The sequence below is a fragment of the Raoultibacter phocaeensis genome, from assembly GCF_901411515.1.
Taxonomy (GTDB): Bacteria; Actinomycetota; Coriobacteriia; order Coriobacteriales; family Eggerthellaceae; genus Raoultibacter; species Raoultibacter phocaeensis.
Window position 1 is genome coordinate 1115897 of the sequence record NZ_CABDUX010000002.1, and the last position, 14904, is coordinate 1130800.

Annotated in this window: 12 protein-coding genes; 4 read left to right on the forward strand and 8 right to left on the reverse strand. The window is 59.8% G+C overall.

Translation table 11 applies throughout. The annotated features are described in order from the left end of the window. The first annotated feature begins 45 nt into the window (after positions 1–45). The 3 genes from gdhA to FJE54_RS12630 all read left to right on the forward strand — a co-directional run bounded on the left by gdhA (position 46) and on the right by FJE54_RS12630 (position 3094). The gene (gdhA, locus tag FJE54_RS12620) at positions 46–1377 is read left to right on the forward strand and encodes an NADP-specific glutamate dehydrogenase (RefSeq protein WP_139653155.1); all 1332 of its coding nucleotides are present in this window, start codon (positions 46–48) and stop codon (positions 1375–1377) included. A 188-nt stretch (positions 1378–1565) separates the two neighbouring features. Then, entirely contained in the window at positions 1566–2417 is an 852-nt protein-coding gene (locus tag FJE54_RS12625; RefSeq protein ID WP_255467422.1) for a glycoside hydrolase family 25 protein, read from the forward strand. 32 nt (positions 2418–2449) lie between these two features. Beyond that, complete coding sequence (locus FJE54_RS12630; protein ID WP_180326730.1) at positions 2450–3094, forward strand: GNAT family N-acetyltransferase; 645 nt, start codon at positions 2450–2452, stop codon at positions 3092–3094. A gap of 49 nt (positions 3095–3143) precedes the next feature. Here FJE54_RS12630 and FJE54_RS12635 read toward each other — a convergent pair whose 3' ends face one another. The 5 genes from FJE54_RS12635 to uvrA all read right to left on the reverse strand — a co-directional run bounded on the left by FJE54_RS12635 (position 3144) and on the right by uvrA (position 9851). Then, positions 3144–4082, reverse strand: coding sequence for a metallophosphoesterase family protein (locus tag FJE54_RS12635; RefSeq protein ID WP_139653159.1), 939 nt, complete (start codon positions 4080–4082; stop codon positions 3144–3146). Positions 4083–4234: 152 nt separating this feature from the next. After that, entirely contained in the window at positions 4235–4765 is a 531-nt protein-coding gene (locus FJE54_RS12640; protein ID WP_255467423.1) for a GNAT family N-acetyltransferase, read from the reverse strand. Between the two features lie 112 nt (positions 4766–4877). Next, a complete protein-coding gene (locus FJE54_RS12645; protein WP_139653161.1) occupies positions 4878–5495 on the reverse strand; it encodes a hypothetical protein in 618 nt (205 codons plus the stop codon). Further along, on the reverse strand, positions 5453–6655 hold the full coding sequence (locus FJE54_RS12650) for a right-handed parallel beta-helix repeat-containing protein (protein WP_180326731.1): 1203 nt from the start codon (positions 6653–6655) through the stop codon (positions 5453–5455). The genes FJE54_RS12645 and FJE54_RS12650 overlap by 43 nt, the downstream gene beginning before the upstream one ends. Positions 6656–6938: 283 nt before the next feature. Next, positions 6939–9851 carry an excinuclease ABC subunit UvrA gene (gene uvrA, locus FJE54_RS12655; RefSeq protein WP_139653164.1) on the reverse strand — a complete coding sequence of 971 codons (2913 nt, stop codon included), beginning with the start codon at positions 9849–9851 and terminating at the stop codon, positions 6939–6941. A 364-nt stretch (positions 9852–10215) separates the two neighbouring features. Between uvrA and FJE54_RS12660 the strand changes: the two genes are divergently transcribed. Further along, a complete protein-coding gene (locus FJE54_RS12660) occupies positions 10216–10560 on the forward strand; it encodes a nitrous oxide-stimulated promoter family protein (protein ID WP_139653166.1) in 345 nt (114 codons plus the stop codon). A gap of 84 nt (positions 10561–10644) precedes the next feature. Here the strand turns inward: FJE54_RS12660 and FJE54_RS12665 are convergent, their stop codons facing one another. The 3 genes from FJE54_RS12665 to FJE54_RS12675 all read right to left on the reverse strand — a co-directional run bounded on the left by FJE54_RS12665 (position 10645) and on the right by FJE54_RS12675 (position 14900). Continuing rightward, positions 10645–12789, reverse strand: a complete 2145-nt coding sequence (locus FJE54_RS12665) for an ABC transporter permease (protein WP_139653168.1) — start codon at positions 12787–12789, stop codon at positions 10645–10647. Beyond that, complete coding sequence (locus tag FJE54_RS12670) at positions 12779–13612, reverse strand: ABC transporter ATP-binding protein (protein ID WP_139653170.1); 834 nt, start codon at positions 13610–13612, stop codon at positions 12779–12781. Before FJE54_RS12670 ends, FJE54_RS12665 begins: the two co-directional genes overlap by 11 nt. Positions 13613–13862: 250 nt before the next feature. After that, positions 13863–14900, reverse strand: coding sequence for a sensor histidine kinase (locus FJE54_RS12675; protein ID WP_139653172.1), 1038 nt, complete (start codon positions 14898–14900; stop codon positions 13863–13865). Positions 14901–14904: the final 4 nt, after the last annotated feature.

A 14904-nucleotide genomic window follows, 5' to 3' on the forward strand; every position in this document is an offset into this window, starting at 1 on the left:
CGTATAATGGATGGAACCGTACAACCCCATAAAGGAGGTCCTTTGATGAGTTATGTCGATAACGTCATCGAGCAGGTCAAGGAGAAGAATCCGAACGAGCCCGAGTTCATTCAGGCTGTCACCGAAGTGCTCACGTCGCTTAAGCCCGTCATCGAGTCGAATCCCGCTTACGAGAAAGCCGGACTGCTCGAGCGCATCGTCGAGCCCGAGCGCGTAGTGATGTTTCGGGTCCCCTGGGTCGACGACGAAGGTGCCGTGCACGTCAACCGCGGCTACCGCGTCGAGTACAACAGCTGCCTCGGGCCCTACAAGGGCGGCCTGCGCCTCCATCCGTCGGTGAACCTCGGCATCATCAAGTTCCTCGGCTTCGAGCAGATCTTCAAGAACAGCCTGACCACGCTTCCCATGGGCGGCGGCAAGGGCGGAAGCGACTTCGATCCGAAAGGCAAATCGGACCTCGAGGTCATGCGTTTCTGCCAGAGCTTCATGACCGAGCTCTCCCGCCACATCGGCGCGAACACCGATGTTCCCGCAGGCGATATCGGCACCGGCGCCCGTGAGATCGGATTCATGTTCGGCCAGTACAAGCGCCTGCGCAACGAATGGGTCGGCGTGCTCACCGGCAAGGGCCTCTCTTACGGCGGATCGCTTGTGCGCACCGAGGCCACCGGCTACGGCCTCATCTACTTCGTGCAGGAATACCTCACCTGCCACGACGATTCCTTCGAGGGCAAGACGGTTGCCGTCTCCGGTTCGGGCAACGTCGCCATCTACGCGACCGAGAAGGCCCAGCAGCTCGGCGCGAAGGTCGTGACCCTGTCCGACTCAACGGGCTGGATCCATGATCCGGCGGGCATCGATCTCGCTCTTGTGAAGCAGATCAAGGAAGTCGAGCGCGGCCGCATCTCCGAGTACGCGAACCGCAAAGACGGCGTCGAGTACCACGAGGGCACGGGCGTCTGGTCGGTGCCTGTGGACATCGCGCTTCCCTGTGCCACGCAAAACGAACTCCATCTCGACGATGCGAAGAAGCTCGTCGAGAACGGCTGCAAGATCGTGGCGGAGGGCGCGAACATGCCCACCACCATGGATGCGACCGACTACCTCATGGAGCACGGCGTCGTGTTCTGCCCCGGCAAGGCCTCCAACGCAGGCGGCGTGGCCACCTCGGGCCTTGAGATGAGCCAGAATTCCGAGCGTCTTTCCTGGACATTCGACGAGGTCGACGAGAAGCTGCAGGGCATTATGAAGAGCATCTACCATGCAGCCGACGACGCGGCCAGGGAGTTCGGCCACGAGGGCAACTACGTCATGGGCGCGAACATCGCCGGCTTCAAGAAGCTCGCCGACGCCATGATGGCACAGGGCATCGTATAGAATAGGCTGGCTTCTCGGTACGGCGCGCCCAGCGGTTCGGTTAGGCGCTGCACAACCCGAGCAGCCTCGCTTCACATCATTGCTTGCGCCCGTACGACTTCGATCGTGCGGGCGCTTCGTTTTGTGTTCATATCCTGCATAGAAGGCTCGCTCGCAGTTTTTTTCGATAGGATTACGGTTCCACCACGATGACCGAGCATAAAGCGCTCGTCTGTTCGCAGGAATGTCTTGGAGGTAGCATGGTGCACGTGTCCCGCCGTCTGCTCTGCGCTCTCGCGCTTGCGTGTACCTGCGCGTTACTCACCTTGTGCGGGTGCTTCTCGCCCGAGTCAGTAACCAATGCGAAGCCAGCGTACGTGAGCCCCTACGATTTCTCCGGTCTTACCTACGAAAACGGACGTTTCGCTTATGCCGAAGACGGCGAGATGCGCTCGCGTACCGGCATCGACGTTTCGGTTCACCAGGGCGCCATCGACTGGAACGCGGTAGCCGCAGACGGTGTCGACTTCGCTATCATCCGCATCGGCAATCGGGGTGCGACCGAAGGCATTGTCTACCTTGACGAACGCTACGAGGCCAACATGCAAGGCGCTGCAACGGCGGGCATTCCCGTAGGCGTGTATTTCTTTTCGCAGGCCGTTTCGGTCGAGGAGGCCGAAGAGGAAGCGGATTTCGTGCTCGCCATGCTCGGCGGCGCTGAACTCGCCTACCCCGTCGTCTACGACCACGAGCCCGTTGCGGGCATCGAGGGACGGGCCGACAACCTCTCACGTACCCAGATGACCGAGAATGCCCGCGCATTCTGCTCGAGAATTTCCGATGCCGGATACGAACCGATGCTCTACGGGAACAAGAGCGACATCGCGAAATACGACCTTGACGAGCTTGCCGGTATCGACGTGTGGTTCGCCGAATACGGGGCTCCCGTTCCGAGCGGGCAATTCGATTTCTCGATATGGCAGTACTCGAATGCCGGCACGGTTGCCGGCATCGAAACATCGGTCGATCTCAACCTCCAATTCCTCCCTCATGCGGCATAACAAAGCGCGCAGCCACTTTCGAAAGGACCACCATGGACAACCACTCTGACTCCACCCAACCACCTTGTTCGGAAACCGACCGTTTGCTCGACCCCGTAAGCACCGTACCCCGACTTACCACCGAGCGGCTCGTACTCAGAGCGTTTTGCCTTGCCGACGCTGACGACGTGTTCGCCTATTCGAGCGATCCACGCATCGGCCACGATGCCGGCTGGCCGCAGCACCGCTCGCTTGACGATTCGCGTTCGTTTATCACCGATATCGCATCACAGGGCCATGTGTGGGCGATCATTCCCCGCGAAACAGCGACCGAATGCAATCCCGAAGGCACGGTGATCGGCTCGATCGGCCTGATCCCCGATCCTGCACGTTCGCTCGACTCGGTACTCATGCTCGGCTACGCGATCGGCAGCGATTGGTGGGGACGCGGCTTTACAACCGAAGCCGCGAAGGAAGTCGTCCGTTTCGGCTTCGAGCAGCTCGGTCTCATCGGCATCTCATGTACGTGCTACCCGTGGAATGCCGCCTCAAGGCGCGTGATAGAAAAATGCGGCTTCTCGTTCGAGGGAACCAGACACCTCGCAGAGATCGGCCAAGACGGCGTTCCCGAAGATCTACTCTGCCACCTGCTTGCAAAAGAAGCTTGGGAAGCATCATCTGAACAAACAACCGCCTAAGCGAACGTCAGCATTAAACAGATGCGATCGCTACGGCATACGCGCGACTCTAGCTCGGATGAACCGCTTTCGCTGAAACGACGTTGCTCGGTGAAATGAGGATGACCCCCACCGAGCCTATCTCGGGCGCATTGACGTAGAACGTTCCGTTGATGGTCTCGCCCATAACGAACAGGCCTTCGTCCTGCGTCGATATGACGATGTCGATGCCCTCGGCCTCTTCGACGATCTCTTTATCGGGGGTGAGCACGACGATGAAATCGACGTTGTACGTCTGGAAGTACGCAACCTGCGCTTCGATCATGCGCTTCGTCATCTTCGGCGTCACGCTGAACACGCCGAAACGGTCGCTGCCCTTTTTGAGGATGGTCCCCTCGCGGTACCGCTCGAGGTTCTCGGCGTCGATCGAGAATACCGTGGCGTTCTTGTCGAGATAGCTCTGCTCTACATCCTCGATGGCGATCGGCGGTTTCCGCTTCGTCGTCGACGAAGCGCTCCCGGTCGAGCCAGGTGCCGTTTCTGCGCCCTGCTCCGTATCGGCAGGCAGCCCCGAGGCAGCTGCATCCGAATCGTGCCCCGATTCGGCAGAGGAACCCGAAGCGCCCGGCTCCGAATCGTGCCCCGAGTCGGCAGGAGAACCCGACGCGCCCGCATCCGAACCGGTACCGCCCAATCCGTACGGATCCTCAAGGCCCGACAGCCCCGACTCGACGTCTCGCGCGGCATCTTCGGAGGCTTTCGACCCCGAAGACGCGCTTGCGTCGTTTTTCTTGTTCTCGGCTTTCGTCTCGAGGACTGCAGGATCGACGGTTCCCTTGAACACGATCGCCGTATAGCCGTCCATCTGCCCAGTCGCATCATCGATGTTGGAAGCTGCAACGTTCCACGAATGACCCACCGCCAAATAGCCCACAAGACCGAACAGCGAGACGGCAATGAGCCCGACGAAAACGACGAGAGCGATTTTTTCACGTGGTACGTTCGACATGGAACGTATTATACCCTTGCCCCAACCCCTCGTTTCGAGCCTGAGCCAAGCGACACAATTTCACAGCAAACGGGTACGAAGCGCGCAGTACATATGCACAGCTTCGCAGGTCAGAACATCTCCGACGGGCACGCTTCCAGCAGCACGCAGCCTCAGACCATCTTCTCGTACGCGTAGCGCTCAGACGTTGCGCCCTCCGCATGACTGATGTGAATTATCCCGCATTGCGCGAATCCGTTCTTCTCGAGCAGACGTTGCATAGGGGTATTGCCCGGATGTGTGTCGATCCTCACGCTCGTGCATCCGAGGCTTCGGGCCAAACGACAGGCGTAGTCGAGGATAGAAGATCCGACTCCCTTGTTCTTACCTTCGCTCGCAACGGCAACCCGGTGCACGACGACGTAGCACGGATCATCGGGAAGCGATTCGGTCAGCCACGATCCGTTTTCGATGGTGCGGTAATCAAGTTCGTCACGACAGGCCACCATGGCCGTAGCAACGAGCCGTGTTCCCTCGCATGCGACGATGCTCTCGCCGCGCGTGATATCGGCATCGATGACTTCGCGGGCGGGATAACCGCCCTGCCATTGATCGGTACCCAAAGCCGCAAGCGCAGCCCGCCCGTCGGCGAGAATGCCCATGATGCGGTCCAAATCGGAGTACGTAGCGTTTCTCAGCTCCAACCCGTGCTCTTTCTCTCGTAAATTAAAAGCGATACGAAACAATAGCAATGACGGGGCTTCGACACAACGGTTTTTTCAAGGTTTTACGCAGATGTACGTTCTTGACTCAGAATTATTCGCTGCTCTGGGAATAATGCATCCTTCTTCTGAGCACGGCAAGCTTTCCGGCAAGCAGGCACACGCCTGCAAGCAGCACGCATCCCAAGCCAAACGCAGCTGCGTTCGCATCGCCCGTCAAGGGAGCCACCGACGATCTTTTCGGTTCGGGGGAAGGCGCTTCGATCGGATGTGGTGTGGGATCGGTCAACGTATCCGGCTCGGACGATTCGGGCACCTCAGACTCAGAAGCGCCGGTTGCAGGAATCTCGACCGCTACGCCTCTGTTTCCGCAACGCTCACACACTTCGACCCGCAAACCCGACTGCACAGCGCTCGGCTCCTTCTCGACAATCCACGAGTACACATGATCCGCCATGGGAACATCTTCGCCACCCAGAAGCACTTTCCCGCAGGTAGCACATACGGTATCGCCGGTGTAGCCTTTTTCTGAGCAGCTCGCGGCCACGGCGTTTCTCGTCTCGGTTGCCGCATGGTCGCATACGATGCAACCGCCGTTGCCGTCAGGTACGGGCTCGAACCCCTCGGCACAATACTCCGGCTTCACCTTTTCCAAGAACACGCCGCCCGCTATGCCGACGGTACTCGGACGGATTGCGCCCGCCACCGCCACGCCAGCATCCCGACCGTCCCAGTAGTTATGCTCGAGCGAAACCGCGCTTGCATCGGAGAAAGCGATTCGGCTTTGAAGAGTTCGCCGTCGGAATCACCCGAATCAAGCATCACGTTGTTCTCGACGATGACAGACGAGGCCCTCGAAGCGTTGCCGAACCTGATAGCCCGGTCTCCTGCGCGCTGTATGATATTCTCGGCGATGATCACTTCGCCGAGCACGGGGTTCGCGTTGCTGCTCTGCAGTGCGATCGCGTTATGGGCGGTGTCTTCGATCAAGCTGTTCACAACGCAGGGGTTTATGGGTCCCTGAAGGTATATGCCCTGGAAATAGGACGAGAACGTGCACCGTGAAACCGTGACATTCGCAAACGGCTTCGTGTCGGCCATCATCTTAATCGCGGCAAAAGATCCGTCTCCCATCTTGCTCGCATCGCCCAGAAACGCGCATCCCTCGAACCGTATACCGTCGTTGACCGCATAGGCGCTGTAGTCGGCTACGAAGACCCGGCCTTCGATCGCAAGACCCTCGAACGTGATGTTTTTCAAAGAACTGAAATCGTAGTGGCTGCCGTTGGTATCCGAAGTCGTGGTTTCACGCACGTAATCGAAGGCAGGCGCGCTCCCTGTTCCATATACGTGGCCCGACGCTGCTTCGAACCCGGGGAGCACGACGCCGTCTTCACTCGTCAGAGTAAGGTTTTCAACGGTACGCACATAGCTGTACACGCCGGTCGGCGTCAATTCGCCAAGCGTTTCCGGAGTCCCGTTCCCGGTCGTCGCATACGATTGGTCGTAATAGATCGTACGGCTTCCCGGGTATTTCGTCGTACGGGCGAGTACAAGGGGGTCTTCGTAGGGGCCGCCGCTGAACCGTATCGTCTTCCCGTCGATCGGTCCGTACGCTCCGTCGAGCGCGTACTGCGCGTTTTCGGGCGTCACGATCCATACGGCGCCTTCCTTGCGGGGAGCCGCCGGTAGCTCCGTTCCGCCATAGCCCGCCGAAAGATCGACTGCAACGTATCCGCTTGCGGTTCGATTACTCGATTCGACGGAAGCTTCGGCCGCTTCGTCTGCAACCGCGCTCAGGGGGCCGCCGAAGACGGCGGCTGCGAACAGCAAAGCTGCGAAGACTATTCTACGCGTTCCTACTCGCTTCATGCGCCTCCTTCGTGGATACAGGTGCGAACGCTTTGTGCATAGCACGTACGGTACGGAATCTATGAGCATGTACATCAGTATTACACCATAGCATGGTGTTTTTTCAAGGGGCAAACCCTCGTCGAATCGCCTTTATATCTCCCCCCTGGAGCCGTAACGGGTTGCGAACTGCCGACAAGAAAAGAGCCGAAACCTGCCATAGGCTTCGGCTCTTATTACCGCAGGAGCTTTGATACGGTCCCTGTCAGCGGACATCAAACGCCCAGATCTCTGCGCTCCTCGGCTACGAGGCCTTTGTCTGGACGCGTGCGGTGCCTCCCTCGTCGAGCATTTTCGCGAGGAACTGCCCCGTGTAGCTTTCAGGAACCGCCGCTATGTCTTCAGGAGTGCCGGTCGCCACGATGGTGCCGCCGCGGTCGCCGCCTTCGGGTCCGAGGTCGATGATGTTGTCTGCGCTCTTGATGATGTCGAGGTTGTGCTCGATGACGAGTACGGTGTTGCCCGCATCCACCAAACGCTGAAGCACTTCGAGCAGCTGGCGCACGTCCTCGAAATGGAGGCCGGTCGTCGGTTCGTCGAGGATGTAGAACGTTTTGCCGGTCTGGCGGCGCTGCAACTCGCTTGAAAGTTTCACGCGCTGCGCTTCGCCGCCCGAAAGCGTGGTCGCCGGCTGCCCGAGCTTGATGTAACCGAGTCCCACGTCGTGCAGCGTCTGGAGCTTGCGCTTGATGCCGGGTATGTTCTCGAAGAACGCAAGCGCCTCCTCAACCGTCATCTCGAGGATATCGTAGACGTTTTTGCCGCGGTACGTCACCTGCAGCGTTTCGCGGTTGTAGCGCTTGCCGCCGCACACCTCGCACGGCACGTACACGTCGGGCAGAAAGTGCATCTCGATCTTTATCTGGCCATCGCCCTTGCATGCCTCGCAGCGCCCGCCTGCGACGTTGAACGAGAAACGCCCGGGTGCGTACCCTCGGGCCTTCGCCTCCTGGGTAGACGCGAACAGCTGGCGTATGTCGTCCCAGAGGCCGATGTAGGTTGCCGGGTTCGATCGCGGCGTGCGCCCGATGGGGCTCTGGTCGATGTTGATGACCTTGTCGAGCAGCTCGGCTCCCGTCATCTTCCGGTAGGCCCCGGTGCGTCTGCGCGCATGGTTCACGCGGTTCGCAAGCGCTGGAGCGAGGGTATCGGTGATAAGCGAGCTCTTGCCCGAGCCCGATACGCCCGTGACAACGGTGAGCTCGCCGATGGGAACCTCGATGCTCACATCCTTAAGGTTGTTCTCGGTTGCGCCCATGAGTTTTACAGAACCCCGTTTGGGATTGCGGCGGACCTCGGGAACCTCAATGCGCCTGCGACCCGAAAGGTAATCGGCCGTGTACGAGTTCTTCGCCTTGAGAATCTGTTTCGGCGTCCCTTGAGCCACGACCTCGCCCCCGTTCTCGCCCGCACCCGGCCCCATGTCGATCACGTAATCGGCATGGCGGATGGTATCCTCGTCGTGCTCGACGACGATGACCGTGTTGCCGAGATCGCGTAAGCGCTCAAGCGTAGCGATAAGCCGCTCGTTGTCACGCTGATGCAGGCCGATCGACGGCTCGTCGAGGATGTAGAGCACTCCCATGAGCCCGGCCCCAATCTGCGTGGCGAGTCTGATGCGCTGTGCCTCGCCGCCCGAAAGCGTTGCCGTTGCGCGCTCGAGCGTGAGGTAATCGAGCCCCACATCGACGAGGAAGCGCAGACGGGCGCGGATCTCCTTCACGATGGGGCCCGCGATCTGCTCATCGGACCCGGTGAAATCGAGGGCTTCGAAATACGCGAGCGAATCGGCGGCACTCATCTCGGTGACTTCGTGGATGTTCTTGCCGCCGACGGTGACGGCGAGGATTTCCGGTTTGAGGCGCTTGCCGCCGCACGTCTGGCACGGCACGATGGCGAAGTACTGCGCGTACTTCTCGCGCTGGTTATCGCTTGTGGACTCCTGATAGCGGTGCATGACCGCAGCAGTCGCGCCCTCCCAATCGATGTACCAGTACGTTTCGCGCCCATCGACCGTCACATAGTCGACGCGAACCTTTTCTTTGGGCAGGCCGAACAGAAGCGCATCGCGCACCTTCTTCGGCATGTCCTCCCACGGGGTGTCGGCCGACACCCCGAGGTGCTTGGCTACGGCGCGCAGCACCTGCGGATAGTAGTTGCCCGTCGTGAACGGCGCGATCACGCCCTCGTTCAGCGAAAGCGACGGATCGGGCACGAGCAGGCTCGGATCGACCTCTTCGCGGCTTCCGATGCCGAGGCAGTCGGGGCAGGCGCCGTAAGGCGCGTTGAAGGAGAAATCGCGCGGCTGCAGCTCGTCCATGGAATGGCCGTGTTCGGGACAGGCGAGCGCAAGAGAGAACACGTACTCGCCCTCCTGCAAGCCACCCGTAGCGCCCGAAGACGTGGGGCCGCCCGCCTTGGGTTTGCCGTCCTCGCCGAGCACCTGCACGAGCACGCGCCCGTCGGCGAGTTTGGTGGCCATCTCGACGGCTTCCGCGATACGGCTGGACGCATCGCTTTTCAGAACCACGCGATCGACTACCACGTCGATGAAGTGCTTGATCTTCTTGTTGAGCACGATCGGCTCACCGTCGAGCTTCTTCACTTCCCCATCGATGCGCACGCGGGAGAAGCCCTCTTTCTGCAGGTCTTGGAACAGCTTCGTGAATTCGCCTTTGCGCCCGACCACCACCGGAGCCATCACGAGTGCCTTGAGCCCGTCGCCGAGCGAAAGTATTTCGTCGGCTACCTGATCGGTCGTCTGCCGCCTGATTTCGCGCCCGCACTCCGGGCAATGGGGAACGCCCACGCGCGCGAACAGCAGGCGCAGGTAGTCGTATATCTCGGTGGTGGTGCCCACCGTGGAGCGCGGGTTCTTGCTCGTTGTTTTCTGGTCGATGGATACCGCAGGAGACAACCCGTCGATGCTGTCGAGATCGGGCTTGTTCATCTGGCCGAGAAACTGCCGTGCATAGCTCGAAAGGCTTTCCACGTAGCGGCGCTGGCCTTCTGCGTACATCGTGTCGAATGCAAGCGAGCTTTTGCCCGAGCCGGAAAGCCCCGTGATCACAACGAGCTTGTCCCGCGGAATAGTCAGGTCTATATCCTTCAGATTATGCTCGCGAGCACCCTTGATGACGATTGAGTTCTGTGCCATGTTCGTCTGCTTCTTTCGCTTCGTTTCCGTTAGCAACCGTTTCGGTTCCAAACATGACGCATGTCTGGAACCGCTCTGTCACGCAAACGTCTATTGTAACGCAGAAGGTACCAAACGCTGTACAAAAACAGAACTGTTGTTCTATGTTCAAAAGATGCGCACACTCTGTTCGACCCGCTGCCGCTCGCCGCCCGACATCGCAAACCGTGCAATTCGCCTAGAGCTGCCATGCACCTGCAGCGGCAGGTCCCTTGCGTGGCCGATGGATCACTTGCTGTACAGGTTCCAACCGTCCGCAGTATGGTTTTCCCTGAAATTAACCCTGTACAACTTCCCTGAGCACACCTTATGCTATCCTGCGGCCATGGAAGATACTCCGAACATAGCGAAGCGCCGCGAGCGAGAAAAACGCACCATCTCGCAGATGATCGCGTTGCACTGCGCAGGCACCCACGACGAGCAGGCTCGCACCGAAACGGCCTTCTGCGGCGAGACAATCTGCCCCGAATGCAAAGCCATCGACGACTACGCCGTGCTACGCACCGAACGCTGCCGCAAGATGGACGTGAAAACCTCGTGCGACGAGTGCGAAAACCACTGCTACCGGCCTGAAGAGCGCGAGCGCATCCGTGCCGTCATGCGCTATTCCGGGCCTCGCATGCTGAAGGTGCATCCCGTCGCCGCCATTCGCCATCTCCTCGGAAAGTAAAGGGCGGGCAACCGCTTCGAGGCGGGCGGATGACCACCCGAGCGGCCCCGCCCACCTTGAGCGGGTTGCCGCCCGAGCATCCACTTACCCGCGCAATCGCAGAGCCTGTCCGACGATGCTTCGCGATGCGGCGTAGGTGACGAGCAGGTACGAGCCGTACACGACCACCACGAGTACGACCGTCATAACCGTTGCTCCCGCGATCGACACGTTGAGCGCACTGAACAAGCTCGAGCTCGTCACCGCAATGGCGCAGGCCGCATGGCATACGGCGAGGCCGAGCGGAGCGAGGAAGTACACGAGCACCTGCGCGAGGAGCGAACGCCCGATCATGGGCCGATCGCAGCCGAGCTTCGAAAGCAGCCGGTAGCGGTCGAGGCTGTCGCTCGTCTCGGAGAGCTGTTGAATCGCAAGCACCGCCGCCGTCGTGATGAGGAACACGAAGCCGATGTAGAGGGCAAGATAGGTGATGAGCATGCGCATGCCGCCCGCTTGCGTGATAACCTCGTTCGCGGTGAACATGCTTGAGACGGGCCATGAATCGGGCTGATAATCGAATCCGTTGCGCGCATTCTGCTCGCTCGGCGGCAACGCCTGGCCGAGGGCGTCTGTGAGCGCAGCGTCGCCTGCTGCGCGATCCATCGCGTAGTCCACGTTGAGTACCGAAATATACGGTATCTGATCTTCTAAGGCCTCTACAACGCGATCCGGCACGACGAGCTGGGCCGCATCTCCTGAAAACGCATGGACGTCGGTCGGCTGGGAATACACGGTTTCGCTCGAACTCGCTAGCTCGATGCCACCCACGGCGATGGGTGTGTCGAGGGTGGCGAGCTTCTCGGAAAGGGCCTTGCCCGATTCGTTCAGGTTGTTCACCGCATAGCCCGCCCCGCCGAGGTCGATCGGATTTTCGCCGGTCGCGTCCCGCAGCGCGTTGAATTGCGATTCGCCCATAATCTGAACCGGGGTATCGCGCATCATCGCAGCACGATCCTCCGCCAAGCCGAGCGTCGACACGTCGACGAGCTGCCCGTAGGTGAGATCGGGCACCTGGTATAAATCAAGCGGCATCACCCGGTCTGCAAATGCATCCCAGTCGACACCGAGCGAGGCAAGGTACGCTTCGATGTCGAAATCGTACTCCCGCGCGAGCGCAACGGTGCGCCTCGCATCCTCTTGGTACTCGGGATCCATGTCCTCGATGTTCTGCGCGTCCCACCACAGATTCGAAGTCAACGACGCATCGTAGCGGGTACCCTGCTCGACGCCGCTCGTGAACGCCTCGACCATGCCCATACCGCATGAGAACACCGTAATGCTGAAGAACAGCATCACGCATACGACTGAAAGCGATGCGAACGCTGTGTTCACCTTGCTCGCGATTTGGCGCACGGTAAAGGTATTGAGCCCTTTGAGGTAGAAGCGCTTGCTTCTCTGCAGCATGGCTATCGCGAAACCCGAAAGCGAGTAGAAGAACAACGCCGTACCCGCCACCATGAGCACCGTCGCCCAGAAGAATTTCGGATCGTCGAGCAGAACGAGGCCGTTTTGCACGAGCAGCGTATACGCTGTTGCCAAAACGGCGATCGACACGACGAACAGCGCGAAGCTCACCGCAGGACGCCGTGTTTTGAGCTTCTCGTTTTTGCTGCGCGCCGACAAAAGGTCAATGAGCTTGTAGCGGTTGACGGTGAACGTGTTGAACAGCGCAACGATGAGGAAAATCACCGCGAAGCAGATGAGCGTGAGCATGCAGGCGTTCGCCGAGAACACGAACCGGTATTGGCCCATCGGTATGTCGAACAGGCCCGCCGTTACGAACGAGAGGCCTTGGGACAGCGCGATTCCCAACGCGAGGCCCACCGCAAGCGATACGAGACCCACGAGGATCGTCTCGATGAGCACGATCTGCGTAACCATCGAGGGGCGCATGCCGAGCGTGAGGTAGATGCCGAACTCGTGTTTGCGCCGCCTGATGAGAAAGCGGTTCGCATAGACGATGAGGAAACCGAGGACACAGGCGATGAACAGCGAGAACAAGCTTAAAATCTGCCCGGTCAACTCGAAGACGTTCGTACTGGCAAGATCGGCCAGATCGAACAGCACCGCCTGGTTCTGGATCGAATTGAACGCGTAGAATACGGCGACGCCGAACACGAGTGTGATGAAATAGATCGCGTAATCCTTGAAGGAGCGCTTGATGTTGCGTACGGCCAGTTTAGCGCGCATCGCTCGCATCGCCCCCTAAAAAAGAAACCACTTCCATGATGCGGCTGAAGAAATCCTTACGCGACGTATCGCCTTTGCGTATCTCGTTGAACACCGTGCCGTCCTTGATGAACAGGATGCGCTTGGCGAACGATGCGGCGTACGAATCGTGCGTGACCATCATGATGGTGGCCCCGAACTGCACGTTCATCATCTCCATCGCCTCGAGCATGACGGTTGCGCTGCGCGAGTCGAGAGCGCCGGTGGGCTCGTCGGCCAAGACGAGCTTCGGCTCGGCCGCCATCGCCCGTGCTGCGGCGATACGCTGCTTTTGTCCGCCCGACATCTGATAGGGGTATTTCTTCAGCACATCGGATACGCCGAGCGTTTCGGCGATGGCATGCACCTTCGCGGCTATCTGGTTTGCAGGAGCACCCTTGATCGAAAGCGCAAGCGAAATGTTCTCGAACCCGTTCAGCGTATCGAGCAGATTCGAATCCTGGAAGATGAAGCCGAGTTCATCGCGCCTGAACCGCGCAAGTTCGCGGGTTCGAAGGTTTGTAATGTCGCGTCCCCCGATGAGAATATGACCGCTCGTCACCGTGTCGATGGTCGCGACGCAGTTCAAAAGCGTCGTCTTGCCCGAACCCGAAGGCCCCATGATGCCCACGAATTCGCCGGGTGCAACGTCAAAGCTCACGCCCGCGAGCGCGTGGGTGACGGAATCCTTCGTTCCGTAGATCTTCTCGATGTGCTTGACAGAAAGAATCGGCTGGACACCGCCTGTCGGCGCGAACCCGGTTGCACCGGATGCTACAGCAGAGGTTGCGTATGCTTCTGGCATGGTCTATCCCTCGCTTCTTTTCGCACCGTGCAGGGGCATGACCACCCGCCGCACGGCATCGATCGCCTCAAGTATTCTTACTACTGCCTTTTCATTCATGGCTTTGCCTCCTTTGTATGACGATTCAAAGCTTAGAGGAGGAACCTTCCTTCTGCCATCGAACAGGCTTACCGCCGCCTTACGCTTTCGTAAGGTTCGCCAAGGCGCATTCGCATCGATCGCGCGCATCGGCGTCGTTTGGCGGCCCGCGTTAGCGGAGCGCGTCGATCCTGCGCCTGTCATGGGGAAACGCGATCATGACGCGTGTTCCTTTCCCCTCTTCCGAAGCAATGCCAAGGCCGAGTCCCATTTCGGCGCACATAACCGAGCACAAATACAGGCCCATGCCTGTCGAAGAGCCGTGCGTTCTGCCGTTTTGCCCGGTAAACCCCTTTTCGAACACCGAATCGATGTCGGCTGCCGCTATCCCGCATCCGTCGTCGGCAAGCTCGAGCACGGTGCGCGCATGGACGGTTCCCTCGCCTTCGATGCGAGCCGATGCGGTGAAGGTGGTCGCATCGTACCTCGCTGAGTTCGCGAGCACTTGCCCGATCACGAACTGCAACCATTTCGCGTCGGCGAATACCGTTGCCGCGTCGTCGATATCGACCGACACGCCGACTCCGGCGCCGATGAGCAGCTGCGCATTTTTCTTCACCGATTCGCGCACGCACGCGGCAAGCCCGGTTTCGCGAATCGAGTAATCCTTCTGAAGCGAGGTCGAGCGAGCGTAATAGAGCGCCTGCTCGACGTAGCCCTCGACGCGGCCGATTTCCGCCTTGATCTTATCGGCTTGCACGCCGTGGAGCCCGGAAGCCATGAGCTTTGCGGCGGCGATCGGCGTCTTGATCTCGTGGATCCAGGTTTCTACGTACTCGCGGTACGAATCGGCCAACGCGCGATAACGCGCCACCTCGTCATTCATAGACTTGCCCGCAACGCCGAGCGCATCGTAGGCGATGCGGCCTTCAAGGAACGAGGGGCGGCCTAAAAGCTCCGCTGCAAGAAAGCTTTCGGAACGCTCGGCCAAGGCGGCAACGACGGACTCGAGCTCGTCGTAGAAGCGCCTGCGGCGAACGTAACCGTAGACGATGGAGAACACGAGGCTCGCGGAAAGGATGCCCGCCAAGAACACGATTGCGGCAACGCCCACATCGAGGACGGCGAGCATCCATGATACGAGTACGATGACGAGCACCTGCACTGCGAGCTCGACCGCGCGATCGGCAAGGTACTCCGAAACCTTCATCGGA

Excerpts from the sequence above, each read along its gene's own strand:
- FJE54_RS12650 (WP_180326731.1), bottom strand. The coding sequence starts at position 6,655 with ATGAAGCGAGTAGGAACGCGTAGAATAGTCTTCGCAGCTTTGCTGTTC.
- FJE54_RS12675 (WP_139653172.1), bottom strand. The coding sequence starts at position 14,900 with ATGAAGGTTTCGGAGTACCTTGCCGATCGCGCGGTCGAGCTCGCAGTG.
- FJE54_RS12635 (WP_139653159.1), bottom strand. The coding sequence starts at position 4,082 with ATGTCGAACGTACCACGTGAAAAAATCGCTCTCGTCGTTTTCGTCGGG.
- uvrA (WP_139653164.1), bottom strand. The coding sequence starts at position 9,851 with ATGGCACAGAACTCAATCGTCATCAAGGGTGCTCGCGAGCATAATCTG.
- FJE54_RS12660 (WP_139653166.1), top strand. The coding sequence starts at position 10,216 with ATGGAAGATACTCCGAACATAGCGAAGCGCCGCGAGCGAGAAAAACGC.
- FJE54_RS12625 (WP_255467422.1), top strand. The coding sequence starts at position 1,566 with ATGACCGAGCATAAAGCGCTCGTCTGTTCGCAGGAATGTCTTGGAGGT.
- FJE54_RS12665 (WP_139653168.1), bottom strand. The coding sequence starts at position 12,789 with ATGCGCGCTAAACTGGCCGTACGCAACATCAAGCGCTCCTTCAAGGAT.
- gdhA (WP_139653155.1), top strand. The coding sequence starts at position 46 with ATGAGTTATGTCGATAACGTCATCGAGCAGGTCAAGGAGAAGAATCCG.
- FJE54_RS12630 (WP_180326730.1), top strand. The coding sequence starts at position 2,450 with ATGGACAACCACTCTGACTCCACCCAACCACCTTGTTCGGAAACCGAC.
- FJE54_RS12670 (WP_139653170.1), bottom strand. The coding sequence starts at position 13,612 with ATGCCAGAAGCATACGCAACCTCTGCTGTAGCATCCGGTGCAACCGGG.